Consider the following 20,258-nt stretch of genomic DNA (forward strand, 5'->3'; position numbering starts at 1 on the left):
GCAATTATTAAAAATGTTACAAGAACACTATTTAACATTGTTCTAATATTAACTTTTAAAATACACAACCTAAATACAATATTCTTAATTTAGTAGACTAAAAAATGAAATTGTCTATTGAAATTGTTTAATCCTAAATACTATATACAAGTTATTGTTATAACTATGTTTTGTTTTGTTACTAAAGCACAAAATGAAACTAACCATTGGTATTTTGGTAATTATTCTGGAATCGATTTTAACAATGGGCAATTCACCACATTAAGTGATGGAAGCATGTCTACTCCTGCTGGTTGCGCAAGTATATCAGATAGTAATGGTGATTTATTATTCTACACCAATGGTCAAACCGTATGGAATAAAAACCACGAGGTTATGACTAATGGTAATGATTTAAATGCAGAGATTGAAAACAACCAATCTTGCATTATCATTCCTGATCCTAGTGATATAAATAATTACTATATCCTGACCACAAGAATTAACCCAGATTATGGAGGTGTTTTTTATTCTAAAGTAGTCTTTAATGCTCAAAACCCTTTAGGGTTTATTTTTACCAAAAATAATAGAATCACAACTACTTCTACCGAAAGGATAACTGCAGTATATTCGCCAGAAACCAATTCTTACAAAGCAGTTGGATTGGGTAAAGTAGGTGGTTCTTCAGAACCAACATTTAATGCTCTATTTGTTATAAACGTTGGCACTTTAGGCACTGCGCCTTTAAATAATATAACTTTAGAGAATACTATAACGCTTCAAGAAACTTACTATACTACTCTTGGTCCAATTAAATTTTCTCCAAATGGACAATTAATAGCTATTGGTGATAGTAGCAGCAGCTCTAGTGTATATATTTATGATTTTAATCCACTTACAAATAGCGCATCTTATCAACAAAGCTTTAATGCTGGTTATATTTTCAATCCTATTCCAGTTGAAGGACTAGAGTTTTCTGCAGATTCTGAATACCTTTATATCACTGGTAATTTATTTGGTACAGCTTATCTTCATCAATATATTGTCAATTCTTCAGCATCATTTAACGAGAAAATATTATTAGCCACTTCACAATCAATTAATTTTGGAGCTTTACAATTGGCAAGTGACTCAAAAATTTATATGGCTAATTATGCTACAGATTCGCCTTATCATTTAAATACTTTAGGTGTCATACATAGTCCAGAAGATCCTGATGATATTAACTTTGAACCTTCAAGTATTACGCTAGTAAACTCTGCTAGCACCAAAGGATTACCCAATTTTGTAACCTCTTATTTTAGAAATAGAATTATTGCAAAAGACGATTGTTTTTATGAAACCATAGATTTCTCATTAGATGCTTATGGACCAATAACAAGCGCTAACTGGGAATTTGGTGATGGCAATACTGCTACTGGATTAAACCCATCACATCAATACACACAATCGGGAACGTATATAGTAAGAGCTGTAATTACTGTTGGGACGAATCAAATAGAACTTTTCAAAAAAATTAAAGCTCATCCAGTTGCGACCATGACAGATGGTTACACATTATCTCAATGCGATATTGATAACGATGGAATATCAAATTTTAACTTAACAGAAGCTTATAACGGTTTAGAAAATGGTGTTAGGGATAATTATCAATATCAATTTTATGAAACGCAATTAGATGCAGATAATGACACTAACCCAATTACTAATCCAGAATTTTACACTAACACCTCTAATCCGCAAGAACTATTTTTAAATATCACTAATGAATTTGGTTGTGTAAATATAGATTCATTTTATATTGAAGTGCAAAGTCAAGACTTAGTGGTTTTAGACCCTTATATTGTTTGTGAGGATTCTAATGATATTTATGGTGACTATATTGGACGATTTAATTTAGCAGATAAAATAGAAGAATTAAGCACGTATTTTAATCTTGCTGATGACGAATATATAAGATTTCATAGCACTTTAGAAGATGCATTATCAAACACAAACCCGTTGTATTTTGAATATGACACAATAAGTACAACCCTTTGGATAATTGTTAGAAAAACTAATGGTGACTGTGGTATAATTGCGTCTATGGAATTACAAGTAAATCAACCCATAGAATTTGATATTGAAGACAGCTATCAACTATGCATGCTACAACCTAACCCTGTTTTAGATGGAGGAGTATCCAATGATTCATGGAAATGGCAAGACACTACATCTGGTGCAATACTATCTACACAACGATTTTATGAATTATCAAATCCAGGAACCTATCAACTTACTGTTACAAAATTAGAAAATGGATTACTGTGTACAAAGTCAAAAGTATTTAACGTATTAGCACCTGTTTTACCAACTTTTGAAGTAATTGAAATTGATGGCACCAACCTATATATTTCAATCAATGGAAATAGTCAGTATGAGTTTTCATTAAATAATCAAAATTTCTTTGGACAAAATACAGCATACACATTTTACGATGTAGAACCAGGAATTATTGAGATTTTTGTGAGAGATGTTAATGACTGTGAGCAATCTATACAAACGGAAGTGTCTTTTATATATTACCCAAAATTTTTCACTCCAAACGATGATAATAAGAATGATAAATGGTCTGTTTTTGGTGTCAACGACAACCTATATAAGAAAGCAGAGGTTACAATTTTTGATAGGTTTGGTAAAAAACTATATGGTTTTACATTAAAAACTATCCATCGAGGTTGGGATGGTATGTATAATAACGTTCCATTACCAAATTCTGACTATTGGTTTAAAGTTACACTAGTAGATCAAAACGATCAAGTCATTGAAAGTTCAGGACATTTTACTTTAAAACGTTAGTTTTTTTTATCTATTACGCCAAAAGAAAGGTGTAAGCAAAATCAATACAGTAAACAATTCTAAACGACCAATTAGCATTAAAAATGCAGACCACCATTTACCAATTGGTGGTAAAGACGCGTAATTATTAACTGGTCCAAAATCTCCTAAAGCAGGTCCTACATTACCTAAACTAGAAGCTGCAATACCAACTGAAGATTCAAAATCAATTTGCATCATCGAAAAACCCAATGAGCCAATTATAAAGGCAATCATGTACAAAATAAAAAACCCTAGAATATTAAATACAATGTCTCCAGATACTGCTCTTTTATTATAACGGACTGGTAATATGGCATTGGGATGCAGCGTACGTTTAAATTCTAAAAATCCATTTTTAATTAACAGTAAATGACGTACTACTTTAACTCCTCCAGACGTACTTCCAGCAGAACCACCCAAAAACATTAATCCAAAAAAGAACACTACTAAAAATGGAGTCCACAACGTATAATCTGCAGTGACAAAACCAGTTGTAGTTATAATTGCTAGTACTTGAAATAATCCATGTCTAAAAGCACTTTCGCCTTCACCTAAAACTTGTGGATGTGCAATACTTGAAACTGATACATCAGCTCTAAAATAGATTAATATAGCAGCAACTAAGGTGAAAATAGCGATAAACTTAAAGTATAATTTAAACTCTTCGTCTTTTATAATTTTTTGTACTTTTCCTTTAAAAGCAAAATAACTAAGTACAAAGTTGGTACCTGCTAAAAACATAAAAACAATAATAATATACTGTATCATTGGTCTATCATTCCAAAACGCAATACTGGCATTTTTAGTAGAAAATCCTCCAGTAGACAAAGTACTCATAGAATGATTAATCGCGTCAAAAAATGACATTCCTGCGATATTAAGTAAAATTGTTTCTGCAGCAGTATACCCAAAATAGATTAACCATAAGCGCTTAGCTGTATCTGTAATACGAGGATGTAATTTATCTGCATTTGGTCCTGGTGCTTCAGCAGCAAATAGCTGCATACCTCCAATACCTAAAAGCGGAAGAATAGCCACAGCCAATACAATTATTCCCATACCTCCAATCCAATGGGTTAAGCTTCGCCAAAATAAAACACCATTAGGCAAGATTTCAATATCATTTAAAATAGAAGCTCCTGTGGTTGTAAAACCTGACATAGTTTCAAAAAAGGCGTCCGTAAAATTAGGTATGCTACCAGTTGCCAAATAAGGTATCGCGCCTGACAAAGACATGACTATCCATCCAAAAGCTACAACAATGTAACCTTCGCGTTTGTTCATCTCTTTGTTGTGGTTACGATGATGCAACATTCCAAACAATCCAAAAATTAGCACACCCAAACCAGACAAAAGTAATTGTAAGGTCACACCGTCTTGATACAACAAGCTTACTAAAGCTGATAGCAAAATAAAACCACCATTAAAGACTAGTAGTAGTCCAAAAAAGTATAATATAATTTTGTAATTAAGACGCAGTCTTTTTCCCATTATAAAAATAGTTTTTCAACCTCTTTAATAGATCGAGGTAAACAGCATACTACTATATAATCTCCTTCTTCTACTCTAAAATCTCCAAGTGCAATTAAACCTTCTTCATTTCTTATAACGCCTCCAACAATTGCAGAACGTGGAAACTCAACTTCTTTAATTAGTCGGTTACAAATTTTAGACGTTGCTTTTACTTTAAACTCTAACAACTCTGCATTCATGTTGTTTAGTTTAGTCATAGCCACTACTTCTCCTTTACGGATGTATCTAAAAATATTGTTTGCTGCTAATAACTTTTTATTAATTAGTGTATCAATACCTATAGATTGTGACAACTCAAAATAGTCCATATTTTCTACCAGAGCTATCGTTTTTTTTACACCTTTGGATTTTGCCATTAGGCAAGACATAATATTAGTTTCAGAATTACCTGTAACCGAAATAAATGCATCCATTTCGCTAATACTTTCTTCTTCCAAAAGCTCTACATTACGACCATCGCCATTAATAACTAACACATTTGGCAAATCGTCTGCGAGATCAAAAGCTATATCTTTATTACTTTCTACAAGTTTAACATTAAAGCTACCTGCAGATAAGTCTCTTGCTGTTTTAAACCCAATTTTACTACCACCTAAAATCATGACATCTTTGATTGGTGTATTGGATTTTCCTGTCATTTTACACAATTCATCGTCACCACCTTCGCTAGTTACAAAAACCACATGATCGCCTTCTCTAAACTCGGTATCACCTCTTGGAATGATTGTGTATTGCGTCCCAAATCGCTGAATAGCAATAGGTACAAAATGAATTTCTGAAAACAATTGAGCAGCTTCTTTAACCGTTTTACCAACAAAACTTGCAGTTCTTGACAAACTTAGACTCACCATAGTTAAAGCACCACCTTCAAACTCGTAACTATCTTTAAAGGCAGATTGATTAAGTAGTAATTCTATCTCTGATGCTGCTAAACTTTCAGGAGAAATTAACTCGTCTATACCAAATCTAGTAAAACCAACTTCATCCTTATGTGTAATAAATTCTGTATTAGATATTCTAGCAATAGTTCGTTTTGCACCCAACTGTTTAGCCAAAACACATACGGTAATATTAGTCGTCTCAGATGCAGTGACACCAATTAGTAAATCTGCCGAATCTATTCTAGCATCTTTTAAGACACTAATAGACGTAGCATCACCTTTTATGACCTTAATATCTAAATGGTTTTCTGCGTAGGTAAGACTGTCTCTATCAGTATCAATAAGTGTAATTTCTTGAGACTCGTAAGACAATAATTTTGCTAAATGAAATCCAACTTCACCAGCTCCAGCAATAATTATTTTCATATATCTTTTTAAGTAAAGGGAGTACAAAGATAATTAATTTAAAGATTTAAGTCTCAATTATTTATTCTTTTGAAGTTTTACAGACTATACTTAATGCATTATCTTTGCAAAAAAATTGATTTTGACAAAAGTAAATCCTTACAAGAATAGCGACTTGGGTAAAAAAGAGCAGGTAACCAAAATGTTTGATACCATTTCTAAAGAATATGATGGTTTAAACAGAGTTATCTCTTTTGGAATAGATATTAAATGGCGAAAAAAAGTTGTTGATTTAGTCAAAGCCACTCAACCTAAAAACATTTTAGATATAGCTACTGGAACTGGTGATTTAGCAATTAATTTAGCTGAAACAAGTGCTGAAAAAATAGTAGGCTTAGATATTAGTAGTGGTATGCTTGAGGTTGGAAAGCAAAAAATTAAAGCTAAAAATCTAGATAGCAAAATTGAAATGATTATTGGTGATTCCGAGAATATGCCTTTTGATGACAATACGTTTGATGCTATTACTGTTGCGTTTGGCATCCGTAATTTTGAAACTTTAGAAAAAGGATTAAAAGATATTTTACGTGTACTTAAACCTGGTGGTATTTTTGTAATACTAGAGACTTCCGTACCTACTAAATTCCCTTTTAAACAAGGGTATCAATTTCATTCTAAAGTTATTTTACCAACAGTTGGTAAATTATTTTCTAAGGACAAAACTGCTTATAAATATTTAAGCGAAAGTGCTAACGTTTTTCCTTATGGAGAGGCACTAAACAATATTTTACGTAATATTGGGTTTATAAATGTTACAGATATGCCTCAAACATTTGGTGTAGCTACAATTTACAAAGCATCAAAATAATAATGAATACAAAACATATTTACCTAATACTATTTGCGTTATGTTTTACAACTGCTTCTCAAGCGCAACTATTTTCTAAAGAAAAAGTAAAAAACTTAGAATCCGTTGATAAAGCCACACTAAGTTGGGGTTACTATTTAGGTTTTAATAACCTAGATTTTAAATTTGATTACAATAATAATTTAGGAGACATCCAAACAGAACGTACCATTGGTTTTAATGTTGGTCTTTTAGGTAATGTGCGTATCAACGATTATTTTGATTTACGTTTTGAACCAGGATTGGTCATATCGCAACGTAATTTGATGTATCAAGAAAATTATTTTGCAGATTTTGACGAAGACATTTCAGACTCGGATTTGTTACGTGAAGTTAAATCGACTTACATCTATTTTCCTTTACTATTAAAAATATCTACAAAGCGTGTTAATAATTTTAAACCATTTATTTTAACTGGTATTTCTACTGCGATTAACCTATCAAGTAACGAGCAAAATCCTGACGACAATTCTGCAGGAGAGTTTAGGATGGTAAAAAATATGCAATTTTTTGAGCTAGGTTTTGGTATGGATTTTTACTTAGACCGTTTTAAATTTACACCATCTATTAGAGGTGTTTTTGCTATGAAAGACGAGATTGTAAGAGATAAAGACCCAAATAGTCCTTGGACTAGCAACATAAGCTTGATGCAAACACGAGGTATTTTTATTAATTTTACAGTGCAGTAAAATCTATTTTTAATCAGTTATTGAGCTAAATATATCCATAGCAATTAAAAAATATGAATATGCAATTGGGATATTTAGAAGCATCAATAGGATGCTTAATTTAATTCTCTTTTTTTCATCACTTTCAGGATATTTTACAATTAAACCAATAAGAAAATTTACATTTATTAGCAAAGCAGCTATTAAATAAATCAAACCTATTATTAGAAATAATGAATTTTCTGATAAACAAAAAAACAATAAAATAAGTGAGCCAAATAAGAAAGAAAGCAAAGCAACTAATCTGCTTATTTCTATAATTCCTGTATCTGTTTGCAAAGCCTTCATAAAACTTAACCTCTCCTAAACTCACTTAACAAAATAGCACCTGCTGTAGCAACATTTAAACTTTCGGTTGCTTGAAGTTCTCCAAACCTTGGGATACTAATTTTATCGGTCACACAAGCTTCTATTGGTTTTGAAATTCCGTTAGCTTCATTGCCTAAAATTAAAATTCCTTCTTGTGGTAAGTTAGATTTGTATACATTTTTACCATCCATAAAAGCACCAAAAATAGGTAATTTAGCATCTTTTAAATAGCCTTCTAAATCTACGTAATGCACGGACACTCTAGTTAAAGAGCCCATAGTAGCTTGCACAACTTTAGGGTTATAACAATCTACAGTTTCTTGACTACAAATTAATTGCTTTACACCAAACCAATCGCATAACCGTATGATTGTACCTAAGTTTCCTGGGTCACGAACAGCATCTAAAGCTAATACTAAACCTTGGTCAGTTAGATTTTCCTTTTCTGGAATTTTAAAAACAGCCAAAGCTATGTTAGGTGTTGTTAAACAACTAATTTTTTTTAATTCGGTTTCAGAAATTAATGTTTCATTTTCAACATTAAAAGGCTGAGTTGTCATTAAATCCACCAAAGTAAAATTAGAATCTAAAAACTCTCGTATAACTTTAACGCCTTCTGCGATAAACAATTGATCTTGCAGTCTATATTTTTTTTGCTTTAAACGATTTATGTTTTTAATCTGATTTTTAGAAATCACAGCTTTAAAATTTTTATAAAGAAAACAAAAAAAAAGCAGTTAATATTTGTGGGTTTCTAATTATTTAAAATTTGTTTGTTCAATAAATAGTGTATTTTTGAATCTACAGTTTTTGTTAGGCATTATATTTGTAATTAACATCGTTATTAGTTAGCAATCCATTTGAAACATTTTAATATTAAAATATTAGTTTTAGTAGCTTTTATCCTGCTACTTTGTGGTTGTAACTCGGTAAAACGTGTTGCTAAAAACCAACACCTATTAACCAAAAATAATATTACTATTAACGATAAAAAAGTGTCCAACGATACGATTTCTAATCTGTTATACCAACAACCTAATACTAGATTACCAATTCCGTTTACAACAATTCCGCTTAGACTTTACATATTCAATACTGCGCGACCAAATATAGATTCTATTTTAAATGCTAAATACTATAGTCAGCCAGATAAAATGGCTAGACAATCTAGGTTTTTATCTAGAAAACAATTAGAGAAAAAAATACAAGCCAAAGCAAATTTTAATAGATGGTTAAAAAGTATTGGTGAAGCTCCAGTAGTAATAGACACTTCACTGACAAAAAAATCTGTTACACGTATAGAAAATTATTATAAAGTTAATGGTTGGTTTAATGCAAAAGCAGACTATAAAATTAATATAGTTGACGACAAAAAAGCAACTGTTGATTATTTTATAGACACTGGTAAGCCTTACATTTTAGATACTATTTCGTCTAGAATTAGTTCACCAATGGTAGAGAATATTTACAATCAACACAAACAAGACAGATTATTAAAATCTGGTAAACAATACAGAATCAACACGGTTTACGCAGAAGAAGATAGAATTGTGGAGTTAATGAGAAACAATGGTGTGTATCATTTTAGTCAAGATTATGTGCGATTTGTTGGTGATAGTATTTTAGGAAACAATAAAATTAACATCGAGACAATTATTGATGACCGATTAATTAGAGAAGAAGAAACCTCAAGACGTGAGCCTTTTAAAGTCTTTAAAGTTAAGGACGTTAACATCTACACCAATAGTTCGTTTAAAGACCGTAACCAAACCATAAATGACACGACTGAGTATGATGGCTACAATATATACAGTATTGGTAAACTTGAATACAAACCAAGAGCTTTGACCAATGCAGTTTTTATAACTCCAAATACTATATTTAAAGATAAAAACAGACCGCTTACCTCTAGAAAAATTAGTGACTTACGCACATTTAAATATCCAAATATTGATTATATAGAAAATCCAGATACAACGTTAACTGCTAATATATACTTAACTCCATTAAAAAAGTTTGAATTAGAATTTAGTGCAGAAGCTTTGCAAAGTAATATTCAAACTATTGGTTTTTCAATTAACCCTAGCTTATTAATTAGAAATGTATTTAATGCTGCAGAAACATTAGAGATTTCTGGTTTTATTTCTATAGGTGCCTCAAAAGATGGTAATAATAGTCAAGACGAGTTTTTTGATATTAATGAAACAGGAGCCAATTTAAAATTGACTATTCCTAGATTATTTTCTCCATTTAACACAGAAAATATCATCCCTAAATCCATGTTTCCATCTACGCGATTAACAGTTGCTACATCAAGCCAAACTAATATTGGATTGGATAGACAAACCTTTACTGGATCATTTAATTACAGGTGGTATCCTAACAACACAGTCACTAATAGATTAGATTTACTAAACATTCAGTTTGTAAAAAATTTGAATACTGCAAATTATTTTAATGTTTATGAAAGCTCATACAACTCCTTAAATAGTATCGCTCAAACTTCTGGATTTATTGGTGCTACAGACAATCTTGGTATTCCAACAGGAGCAGATACGTTTTTAAACCTTGTCGAAAACGGATCTTATGATACTATTTTATCTAATGACGATTTAGAAACTGTTAATGCAATAAACGAGAGAAAACAAAGATTAACAGAGGATAATTTAATTTTTTCTTCAAATTTTAATTATGTAAAAGATAAAAGAGATAACATTACAGATGAAGACTTTTCTATTTTTAGAGCAAGATTAGAGTTGGCAGGAAATGTTTTTGCTGCAACCTCAAAAATATTAGGCTTAGAAAAAAATGAAAATGGTAAATACGAATTATTTAACGTTGCCTTCTCTCAATATGTCAAAACAGAATTGGATTATATCAAACACTGGAGTTTAGGCTATAAAAATGTATTAGCCATAAGAACATTTTTTGGTATAGCAATTCCTTATGGTAATTCAACCAACATTCCGTTTTCTAAAAGTTTTTTTGCAGGAGGAGCTAATGACAACAGAGCATGGACAGCCTATAATTTAGGACCAGGACGTTTAGAAACAACTAACGAGTTTAATGAAGCCAATTTAAAAATTGCTTTAAGCGCAGAGCAACGCTTTAATCTTTTTGGACCATTAAATGGTGCTATTTTTGTTGATGCAGGAAATATCTGGAATGTCTTTGATGATATAGAACAAGATGAAGCCACTTTCTCTGGTTTTGAATCTTTAAAAGACATAGCTGTAGGCTCTGGTTTTGGATTACGTTACGACTTTAACTTTTTTGTACTACGTGGTGATATAGGCTTTAAAACCTACGATCCTTCCTACCCAATGGGCAATCGATGGTTCAATGACTACAATTTTTCAAATGCAGTGTATAACATTGGTATCAACTATCCTTTCTAATTAATTTTTATCATTTTAGCTAAAACGTTTGCGTGGTTTTATGAGTATTTCCTCATAAAATATTCCAATTTTCATTACTTTTGAAACCATACAATTTCAACTAAAATAAATAAAAATGGCTCATAATATTAAACCAGGAGTTGCAACTGGAAAAGAAGTTCAAGAAATTTTTAAACTAGCAAAAGAAAAAGGATTTGCCTTACCAGCAGTAAATGTTATTGGATCCAACACAATTAATGGTGTTTTAGAAACTGCAGCAGCATTAAATGCTCCAGTTATCATACAATTTTCAAATGGTGGCGCACAATTTAATGCAGGAAAAGGATTAAGTAACGACAATCAAAAAGCAGCAATTGCAGGATCTATAGCTGGTGCAAAACACGTACATTTAATGGCAGAAGCCTATGGTGTACCTGTAATTTTACATACAGACCATTGTGCTAAAAAATTACTTCCTTGGATAGATGGACTATTAGACGCAAGCGAACAACATTTTAAAGAAACTGGTAAGTCATTATACAGCTCACATATGATTGATTTAAGTGAAGAACCACTTGAAGAAAACATAGAAATATGTAAACAATACCTTGCAAGAATGAGCAAAATGGGTATGACTTTAGAAATAGAATTAGGGATTACAGGAGGTGAAGAAGATGGTGTAGATAATAGCGATGTAGACGAATCTAAATTATACACACAACCAGAAGAAGTGGCATATGCTTATGAAGAACTAATTAAAGTGAGTGACCAATTTACCATTGCAGCAGCATTTGGAAATGTGCATGGTGTTTATAAACCAGGAAACGTAAAACTAACTCCTAAAATTTTAAAAAATTCGCAAGAATTTTTATCTAAAAAACACAACTTGCCACACAACCATATAGACTTTGTATTCCATGGTGGATCAGGATCTACATTAGAAGAAATTAGAGAAGCAATTGGCTACGGAGTCATAAAAATGAACATCGACACAGACATGCAATACGCTTTTATGAGTGGTGTTAGAGATTATATGGCAGAAAAAACAGACTACTTACAATCTCAAATTGGTAGTCCAGATGGTGCAGATTCTCCGAATAAAAAGTACTACGACCCACGTGTTTGGCTACGTAAAGGAGAAGTAACGTTTGTTGAGCGACTTAAACAAGCGTTTGAGGATTTAAATAACGTCAATACTTTATAATAATATAATTTTCATTATAAAATCCCGCTTAAACTAGGTTTAAGTGGGATTTTTACTTTAAAGCACGACCATAAATTAATATAGCTTATACAATTTTTGAGATTGATTAATAAAAAATGTAATTTTGTACGCTTGCATAAAGCAAACTAAAACTAACTAATAGCAATAACGATTAGAGGTTATTTATTTAATCCAAAAATCGTAAATCTAAAATCGTAAATCAATATGGCTTGGTTTAAAAGAAAAGAAAAAGGTATACAAACTGCAACAGAAGAGAAAAAAGACATCCCAAAAGGATTGTGGTATAAATCTCCTACTGGTAAAATTGTTGACTCTAAAGAGTTAGAAAAAAACTTTTATGTGAGTCCAGAAGATGGTTACCATGTTAGAATAGGAAGTAAAGAATATTTTGAAATATTATTTGACGACAATAAATTTAAAGAGTTAGATGCTAATCTAACATCAAAGGATCCATTAAAATTTGAGGATACCAAAAAATACCCAGACCGTTTAAAAGCAGCAGAAGACAAAACAAAACTAAAAGACGCTGTGCGTTGTGCAGTAGGTAAATCTAAAGGTAAGGACTTAGTTGTAGCTTGTATGGATTTTGCGTTTATTGGAGGATCTATGGGTAGTGTTGTTGGAGAAAAAATTGCTCGTGCAGCAGACTATGCTTTAAAAAAGAAATTACCATTTATGATTATCTCTAAATCTGGAGGTGCACGTATGATGGAAGCTGCATTATCTTTAATGCAATTAGCAAAAACCTCAGCTAAATTAGGACAATTAGCAGATGCAGGAATCCCTTATATCTCATTATGTACAGATCCAACAACAGGTGGTACAACTGCTTCTTTTGCTATGTTGGGTGATATTAATATTTCTGAACCTGGTGCTTTAATTGGATTTGCTGGACCACGAGTGGTACGCGATACAACTGGACAAGAATTACCAGAAGGCTTTCAAACCTCAGAATTTTTGCTAGAGCATGGCTTTTTAGATTTTATTACACATCGTAAAGAATTAAAAAACAAAGTCAATCAATACATAGACCTAATTACTAATCAACCTTTAAGAGCGTAGATTAGATTTTAACTTATAAATCATAACCTCATTAATTTAGACTAGTGAGGTTTTTTTTATGCTCTATGAGTTTCAAACTTCTCGTAATAAAAAAATCAAATAAACTTAATAGGTCTTTTCTAGTTAAACTATTTGCCTTTCAATAAAAATAACTATATTTGCGCCTCGAAAGATAGACTTTCGTGTACATAACAATCATTTACAATAATATTAGCATGTATTTAACAAAAGAAGACAAGCAAAAGCTTTTTAAAAAGCACGGTAAAGATGCAAAAGACACAGGTTCTGCAGAAGGACAGATTGCATTATTTACAGAAAGAATTAACCACTTAACAGAACACTTAAAACAAAATCGTAAAGATTATAATACAGAGCGTTCGTTAGTAAAATTAGTAGGAAAGCGTCGTTCATTATTAGACTACCTAACTAAGAAAGATATCTTAAGATATCGTGCAATTGTTAAAGAATTAGGATTAAGAAAATAATCTAAATACAAAGACCACGCTTTTTAGCGTGGTTTTTTGATATATATAACTCGGGTTGGTCGAGTATAACCTCCAACATTGAAGAAGCTAATTACAGTTTTTCATTGGTCAAACACTAATTAAAACTAAAATGAACAATCAAAAAATTGAATTATTTTTTGATTAAACAAAGAAAAAAATTAAAACATAGCCATAGCTACGGTTTTATTTTATGATGACGTTTAAGCGAAAAAGAAACGATTTTTATTGTTTGATTTTGGATTTAAGAAGTATTAAAACAACAACTACTACCACAACACAACGACCATTGTTTAATTAGAATTAAAAAATTTATGATTCCAAAAGTTTTTAAAGAGGTCATAGACCTAGGCGACGGTAGAACTATTTCTATCGAAACCGGAAAATTAGCAAAGCAGGCACATGGTTCTGTTGTTGTACAATCAGGAAACTGTATGTTACTTTGTACTGTAGTTTCAAATTATAAGCAAGCAGATGTAGACTTTCTACCGTTAACAGTAGACTACAGAGAAAAATTTGCTGCAGCTGGACGTTATCCTGGAGGTTTCTTCAAAAGAGAAGCAAGACCAAGTGATGGAGAAGTATTAACTATGCGTTTAGTAGACCGTGTTTTACGTCCATTATTCCCAAAAGATTATCATTCTGAAACTCAGGTGATGATACAATTAATGTCACATGATGACGATGTTATGCCAGACGCTATGGCTGGTTTAGCTGCATCTGCTGCGATACAATTATCAGATTTCCCGTTTGAATGCCCAATCTCTGAAGCAAGAGTTGGTCGTATTAATGGCGAGTTTGTAATTAACCCAACACGTGCGCAATTAGCAGAGTCTGATATAGACATGATGATTGGTGCTTCTGCAGATTCTGTAATGATGGTAGAAGGTGAAATGGATGAAGTTTCTGAAGAAGAAATGACAGAAGCCATCAAATTTGCACACGAAGCTATTAAAGTACAATGTGCAGCACAAGTAAGATTAGCTGAAGCTTTTGGTAAAAAGGAAGTACGCGAGTATGAGCCAGAAAGAAATGATGATGAGTTAGCTAAGAAAATTCATGATATGGCTTATGATAGAGTGTATGCTGTAGCTAAAGCTGGATCTGCTAAACATGAGCGTGGAGCCGCATTTGCAGAAATTAAAGAAGAAATAAAAGCCACTTTCTCTGAAGAAGAATTAGAGGATTTTGGTGGACTAGTATCTAAATATTACAGTAAAGCTGAAAAAGCTGCTATTAGAGATTTAACCTTAAACGAAGGGTTGCGTTTAGATGGTCGTAAAACGGACCAAATCAGACCAATTTGGTGTGAGATTGATTACTTACCATCAACACACGGATCGTCAATCTTTACACGAGGAGAAACTCAAGCATTAGCTACTGTAACATTAGGAACGTCAAGAGAAGCTAACCAAATAGATATGCCATCTTTTGAAGGTGAAGAGCGTTTTTACTTACACTATAACTTCCCTCCGTTTTCGACAGGAGAAGCTAGACCAATTCGTGGTACTTCTCGTAGAGAAGTTGGACATGGTAACTTAGCACAACGTGCCTTAAAAGGTATGGTCCCAGAAGATTGTCCTTACACAGTACGTGTAGTGTCAGAAGTTTTAGAATCTAACGGTTCTTCAAGTATGGCTACAGTTTGTGCAGGTACTATGGCGCTTATGGATGCTGGTGTACAATTAAAAAAGCCTGTTTCTGGTATAGCAATGGGATTAATCACTGATGTAGAATCAGGAAAATACGCTGTTTTATCGGATATTTTAGGTGATGAAGATCACTTAGGAGATATGGACTTTAAAGTAACTGGTACTGCAGATGGTATTACTGCTTGCCAAATGGATATTAAAGTAAAGGGATTATCGTATGAGATTTTAGTAAACGCACTAAAACAAGCACGTGATGGTCGCATACATATCTTAGGTAAATTAACAGACACTATAGCAGAACCTAAAGCAGAAGTTAAAGAACACGCACCAACAATGGTAACAAGACGTATTCCAAACGAGTTTATTGGAGCATTAATTGGACCAGGTGGTAAAGTCATACAAGAGTTACAAAAAGAAACAGACACTACAATTGTTATTAACGAAGATCCTGTAACAGAAGAAGGGATTGTAGAAGTTTTAGGTGTTGGTAAAACAGGTATTGATGCTGTTATGGCAAAAATAGACTCTTTATTATTTAAGCCGGAAGTTGGTAAAGTTTACGAAGTCAAAGTAATTAAAATGTTAGATTTTGGAGCAGTTGTAGAATATACACAAGCACCAGGAAACGAGGTATTATTACACGTAAGCGAATTAGCTTGGGAGCGTACAGAAAACGTATCTGATGTAGTTAACATGGGAGACGTTTTTGAAGTGAAGTACTTTGGAGTAGATTCTAGAACTCGTAAAGAAAAGGTATCACGTAAAGCAATCTTACCAAAACCAGAAGGTTACGTTGCAAGACCACCAAGAGACAATAACCGTTCTGGTGGACGTGACAACAGAGGTAGAGATAACCGTCGTGACGACCGTAAACCAAGAGAAGATAAGAAGGAGGATTAATTCTTTTTAACTTCTTTAATATAAAAAACCTCACAATTATATAATTGTGAGGTTTTTTATTAAATAGTTATATTGCAACTATTTAAGTCCCATTTTTATGAAAATAAGAATTACTCTACTATACTTAATATTAGTTTCAATTCAATTTGCTTACTCGCAAAATGAGTTTATTACAACTTGGCAAACAACAACTACAAACGAAAGTATAACAATTCCAACAACTGGATTGGGTTATAACTATGATGTAGATTGGGAAAACGATGGAGTTTTCGATGCTATTGGTGTTACAGGAAATACAACTCATAACTATACTGATTCAGGAATACATACTATTGTAATACGTGGTAATTTTCCACGTATATATTTCAATAACTCAGGTGATAAAGCCAAAATACAATCAATTGAACAATGGGGAAATATAGCCTGGACTTCTATGGATCGTGCATTTTATGGTTGTAATAATTTAGTTATAAATGCTACTGATGCACCTGATTTATCGAATGTAACAAATATGGGAAGCATGTTTCGTGGAGCAACTATATTAAATCAAAATATTAACCATTGGGATGTTAGCACTATAACTAACATGAGTCACTTATTCAATGCAGCTAATAACTTTAATCAACCTCTAGATAATTGGGATGTAAGTAATGTTATATACATGAGTCATATGTTTGATAATAGTTGGTATTTTAATCAACCCATTGGAAATTGGGATACTTCAAATGTTATAGATATGGGTTACATGTTTGCTACTGCATATCTGTTTAATCAGCCTATTGAAAATTGGGATGTGAGTAATGTTATAGATATGTCTTCTATGTTTTATCTCACTTATTATTTCAATCAACCATTAGATAATTGGGATGTGAGCAATGTAATATACATGAATGAGATGTTTGAGAATACAACAAACTTTAATCAACCATTAAGCAATTGGGATGTAAGTAATGTAACAAGTATGATTAGTATGTTCCATAGCGCACAAAATTTTAACCAACCTATTGGAAATTGGAATGTGAGCAATGTCACTAATATGAGAAATATGTTTCTTTATGCCATATCTTTTAATCAGCCTATTGGTAATTGGGACGTTAGTAATGTAATTTTTATGAATGGGATGTTTCAACACGCTTGGAGCTTTAATCAACCTATTGGAAACTGGAATGTTAGTAATGTAACAAACATGAGTAATATGTTTAACGCTGCTATGGTTTTTAATCAACCTATTGGAAACTGGAATGTTAGTAATGTTACTAAAATGGGTGGAATGTTTGCGTTTACTGATTTTTTTAATCAACCAATAGGTAATTGGAATGTAAGCAATGTAAATACTATGCATGCAATGTTTAACAGTGCCATTTCATTTAATCAGCCAATTGGAAACTGGAATGTTACTAACGTAACAAGTATGAGAGGAATGTTTCAAAATGCTACATTGTTTAATCAACTTATTGAAAATTGGAATGTGGAAAATGTAACCGATATGAGTGCAATGTTTAGATCCGGACCTAACACTACTGTATTCAATCAGCTTATTGAAAACTGGGACGTTAGCAGTGTGCTTAACATGGATAATATGTTTCAAAACGCAACAACTTTTAATCAAAATCTAGAAAATTGGGATATCTCTAATGTAACTAGTATGGCTTCTATGTTTCAAGGCACAGGATTATCAACAGAAAACTATGATGCACTTTTAAATAGTTGGAGTAATTTAACCTTACAAAATAATGTGAATTTTCATGTTGGAAATAGCAACTATTGTAATGGTGAAGCAGCAAGAAATACTATTATAGGGAATCATGGATGGATTATTACTGATGACGGTTTAGATTGCACCACTTTGTCTACAACAGGTTTTTCTATGGATACTATTAAAATGTATCCCAATCCTGCTACTGAATTTATTTACATCAATAATAATTCTTCAAAAACAATAATACTATATAATGTAATAGGACAAGAAGTTAATTCATTTAATTTAAATGGAAACTTAGAAAACGAAAAAATAAACATCAGTCATTTAAAATCTGGTATTTATTTTATAAAAATAAATAATACTTTACAAAAAGTAATTATTAAGTAATTATAGAAGTCTATTTAACTTTAAATAGACTTCTACTATCCAAAAAATTTTAGAAACTATACATAATTCTGGGCGTAAAACTAATCGAGCCTATATTCTGTTTTACAGCGCCTTCTATTTTATAAGGTGTGTAATTTAAACCAAAACTAAAAGTAAACTGTTCATTATTTTTAAATGTTTTAACGTAATCTATTGTTGGTGACACCAAAAAAGCAGTTGCTGTTTCATATTTTTCTTCCTCTTGATTGTTTCCTGTAAAAAACGGGTTTCTGGCATCTGTTTTAATTACCGAAGCACCCAAAGCAAAACCCAAATGTAGTTGTGAAAATTTTGATTGACTTAGGTTTTTCTTAAATCTAAGCATAGGATTAAATATAAAAGATGCTTTGGCATTAATAGTATCTAGCGTTCTTACATAGACAAAAGATTCTTTCTGATCAGGTATTACAAATTGTAAAGCCAATTCTAAAGATTTAGTTTCCGTGACAGGAAAATCTAGGCTTAACTCAATTAAAGGAGACAGACCAAAATACCGCTTTAAATCGCCTTGAGGTAATAAAACTCCACCTCCAATTTTAAAAGTAACCCGTTTAAAATACGCAACTGTTGGATCATTATATTCAGTATCAGTTATTGAATACAAAGTTTCATTTTGAGCAATACTAAACTGTACAAGACTAAATAAGCCTAATAGTAACATTAATTTTTTCATAATTATAGTTTTTAGATTCAAGTCAAAATTATTGCTATAATCACATTTATATTAGTTGAAATCACGAAAAAAGAAACTAATTTTTGTGATTATCACAAATTAGATGTAATTTGCAATATGTTTCAAACCACATTTTTAGACCATCTAAAAACCGAATTACCTGCTAACACCTCTACTATTGAAGCAGTTGCAACAGCTTTGGACATAAGTTATGATGCAGCACACAGACGCGTGAGTTTAAAAAGTAAGTTATCTTTAGATGAAAGTGTTGCGCTAGCCAAATATTACAATCTGTCATTAGACCGATTATTTGAAACCACCTCTACAGAGTTTGTTACTATTGAAAAAACAAAACATATTGAAACCGAAGCAGAGCTTCAGCAATATTTTGAGGATTCATACAACTCGTTATCGCCTTTATTAAAAAGAACCGATAGTACTATTTTATATTCGGCTAAGGATATTCCTTTATTTTATAACTTAAATGGTGATGCGTTAAGCCAGTTTAAATATTATGTATGGCTAAAGTTGTTAAACCCAGAATTGGCAAACAAAAGCTTTGAAACTTTTGCACCTAATCCTGCTTTAGTTGAAGCTGGAAAACAATTAGGTAGCCTTTATCACAATTTAAACACCCATGAGATTTGGGATATTACCTCTGTAAACAGTACGTTAAAACAAATTTATTTTTATTACCAAGCTGGACAAGTCAAGACTAAAACCGCTTTACAGTTATGTGAATTATTAAAACAATTAATTACACGCATTTTAGATAAACTTATTAATAATCCAAATGAGTTTAAATTATATTATAACGAGCTACATTTAATGAATAATAACGTATTGGTCAGTACACCAGAGTCCAAGTTGCTTTATGTTCCTTTTACATTATTATCCTATTATAAAACCAGTGATAGCTATACGTGTAAAGAGGCAGAGGTCTTTTTAAATAAGCAATTACAAAACTCTAAGCTTTTAAATACTGCTGGAGAAAAAGAGCGTAATACGTTTTTTAATAAAATTGAAGCCAAAATTGGGGCGTTGCATAATTTAATTAAAGCTACACAGGTTTTAGATTTTGAGTAAGTCGCAGCAAAAAGCGCGCTAAGCCTGCCTGTTGGCAGACAGGGATTATTT

The 20,258-nt window shown here is 31.9% G+C and carries 15 protein-coding genes; 10 read left to right on the plus strand and 5 right to left on the minus strand.

Going from position 1 to position 20,258, the window contains the following annotated elements:
• Nucleotides 1-165: 165 nt before the first annotated feature.
• Nucleotides 166-2,817, plus strand: a complete 2,652-nt coding sequence (locus Ollyesu_RS02535) for a T9SS type B sorting domain-containing protein (RefSeq protein WP_279302235.1) — start codon at nt 166-168, stop codon at nt 2,815-2,817.
• 6 nt (nt 2,818-2,823) lie between these two features.
• Here Ollyesu_RS02535 and Ollyesu_RS02540 read toward each other — a convergent pair whose 3' ends face one another.
• Nucleotides 2,824-4,329 (minus strand): potassium transporter TrkG, encoded by a 1,506-nt coding sequence (locus tag Ollyesu_RS02540; protein ID WP_279302236.1) that lies wholly within the window; start codon nt 4,327-4,329, stop codon nt 2,824-2,826.
• Nucleotides 4,329-5,678 (minus strand): Trk system potassium transporter TrkA, encoded by a 1,350-nt coding sequence (gene trkA / locus Ollyesu_RS02545; RefSeq protein WP_279302237.1) that lies wholly within the window; start codon nt 5,676-5,678, stop codon nt 4,329-4,331. The genes Ollyesu_RS02540 and trkA overlap by 1 nt, the downstream gene beginning before the upstream one ends.
• Before the next feature lie 118 nt (nt 5,679-5,796).
• Between trkA and ubiE the strand changes: the two genes are divergently transcribed.
• Nucleotides 5,797-6,525, plus strand: coding sequence for a bifunctional demethylmenaquinone methyltransferase/2-methoxy-6-polyprenyl-1,4-benzoquinol methylase UbiE (gene ubiE / locus Ollyesu_RS02550; RefSeq protein ID WP_279303053.1), 729 nt, complete (start codon nt 5,797-5,799; stop codon nt 6,523-6,525).
• Between the two features lie 2 nt (nt 6,526-6,527).
• Nucleotides 6,528-7,253, plus strand: a complete 726-nt coding sequence (locus Ollyesu_RS02555; RefSeq protein WP_279302238.1) for a porin family protein — start codon at nt 6,528-6,530, stop codon at nt 7,251-7,253.
• A 9-nt stretch (nt 7,254-7,262) separates the two neighbouring features.
• On the opposite strand, the gene Ollyesu_RS02560 is transcribed toward Ollyesu_RS02555, so the two are convergent.
• Together Ollyesu_RS02560 and Ollyesu_RS02565 are read right to left on the minus strand one after the other, a co-directional pair.
• Nucleotides 7,263-7,571, minus strand: a complete 309-nt coding sequence (locus tag Ollyesu_RS02560) for a hypothetical protein (RefSeq protein ID WP_279302239.1) — start codon at nt 7,569-7,571, stop codon at nt 7,263-7,265.
• A 14-nt stretch (nt 7,572-7,585) separates the two neighbouring features.
• Nucleotides 7,586-8,299 (minus strand): RNA methyltransferase, encoded by a 714-nt coding sequence (locus Ollyesu_RS02565; protein ID WP_279302240.1) that lies wholly within the window; start codon nt 8,297-8,299, stop codon nt 7,586-7,588.
• A gap of 162 nt (nt 8,300-8,461) precedes the next feature.
• Between Ollyesu_RS02565 and Ollyesu_RS02570 the strand changes: the two genes are divergently transcribed.
• The 6 genes from Ollyesu_RS02570 (at nt 8,462) to Ollyesu_RS02595 (ending at nt 18,409) form a co-directional block, all read left to right on the plus strand.
• Nucleotides 8,462-10,999 (plus strand): BamA/TamA family outer membrane protein, encoded by a 2,538-nt coding sequence (locus Ollyesu_RS02570; RefSeq protein WP_279302241.1) that lies wholly within the window; start codon nt 8,462-8,464, stop codon nt 10,997-10,999.
• A gap of 115 nt (nt 11,000-11,114) precedes the next feature.
• Nucleotides 11,115-12,182: a class II fructose-bisphosphate aldolase gene (gene fbaA, locus Ollyesu_RS02575; protein ID WP_279302242.1), complete on the plus strand. Its 1,068-nt coding sequence runs from the start codon at nt 11,115-11,117 to the stop codon at nt 12,180-12,182.
• Nucleotides 12,183-12,407: 225 nt separating this feature from the next.
• Nucleotides 12,408-13,265 carry an acetyl-CoA carboxylase, carboxyltransferase subunit beta gene (accD, locus tag Ollyesu_RS02580; protein ID WP_279302243.1) on the plus strand — a complete coding sequence of 286 codons (858 nt, stop codon included), beginning with the start codon at nt 12,408-12,410 and terminating at the stop codon, nt 13,263-13,265.
• A gap of 215 nt (nt 13,266-13,480) precedes the next feature.
• Nucleotides 13,481-13,750, plus strand: a complete 270-nt coding sequence (rpsO, locus tag Ollyesu_RS02585; protein WP_279302244.1) for a 30S ribosomal protein S15 — start codon at nt 13,481-13,483, stop codon at nt 13,748-13,750.
• 332 nt (nt 13,751-14,082) lie between these two features.
• The gene (locus Ollyesu_RS02590; protein ID WP_279302245.1) at nt 14,083-16,320 is read left to right on the plus strand and encodes a polyribonucleotide nucleotidyltransferase; all 2,238 of its coding nucleotides are present in this window, start codon (nt 14,083-14,085) and stop codon (nt 16,318-16,320) included.
• A gap of 97 nt (nt 16,321-16,417) precedes the next feature.
• Nucleotides 16,418-18,409, plus strand: coding sequence for a BspA family leucine-rich repeat surface protein (locus tag Ollyesu_RS02595; protein ID WP_279302246.1), 1,992 nt, complete (start codon nt 16,418-16,420; stop codon nt 18,407-18,409).
• Nucleotides 18,410-18,458: 49 nt separating this feature from the next.
• Here Ollyesu_RS02595 and Ollyesu_RS02600 read toward each other — a convergent pair whose 3' ends face one another.
• Nucleotides 18,459-19,121: a hypothetical protein gene (locus Ollyesu_RS02600; protein WP_279302247.1), complete on the minus strand. Its 663-nt coding sequence runs from the start codon at nt 19,119-19,121 to the stop codon at nt 18,459-18,461.
• A 117-nt stretch (nt 19,122-19,238) separates the two neighbouring features.
• On the opposite strand from Ollyesu_RS02600, the gene Ollyesu_RS02605 reads away from it, so the two are divergent.
• On the plus strand, nt 19,239-20,207 hold the full coding sequence (locus tag Ollyesu_RS02605) for a hypothetical protein (RefSeq protein WP_279302248.1): 969 nt from the start codon (nt 19,239-19,241) through the stop codon (nt 20,205-20,207).
• The last annotated feature ends 51 nt before the right edge of the window (nt 20,208-20,258 follow it).

Source organism: Olleya sp. YS, assembly GCF_029760915.1.
In the GTDB taxonomy this organism is placed as follows: domain Bacteria; phylum Bacteroidota; class Bacteroidia; order Flavobacteriales; family Flavobacteriaceae; genus Olleya.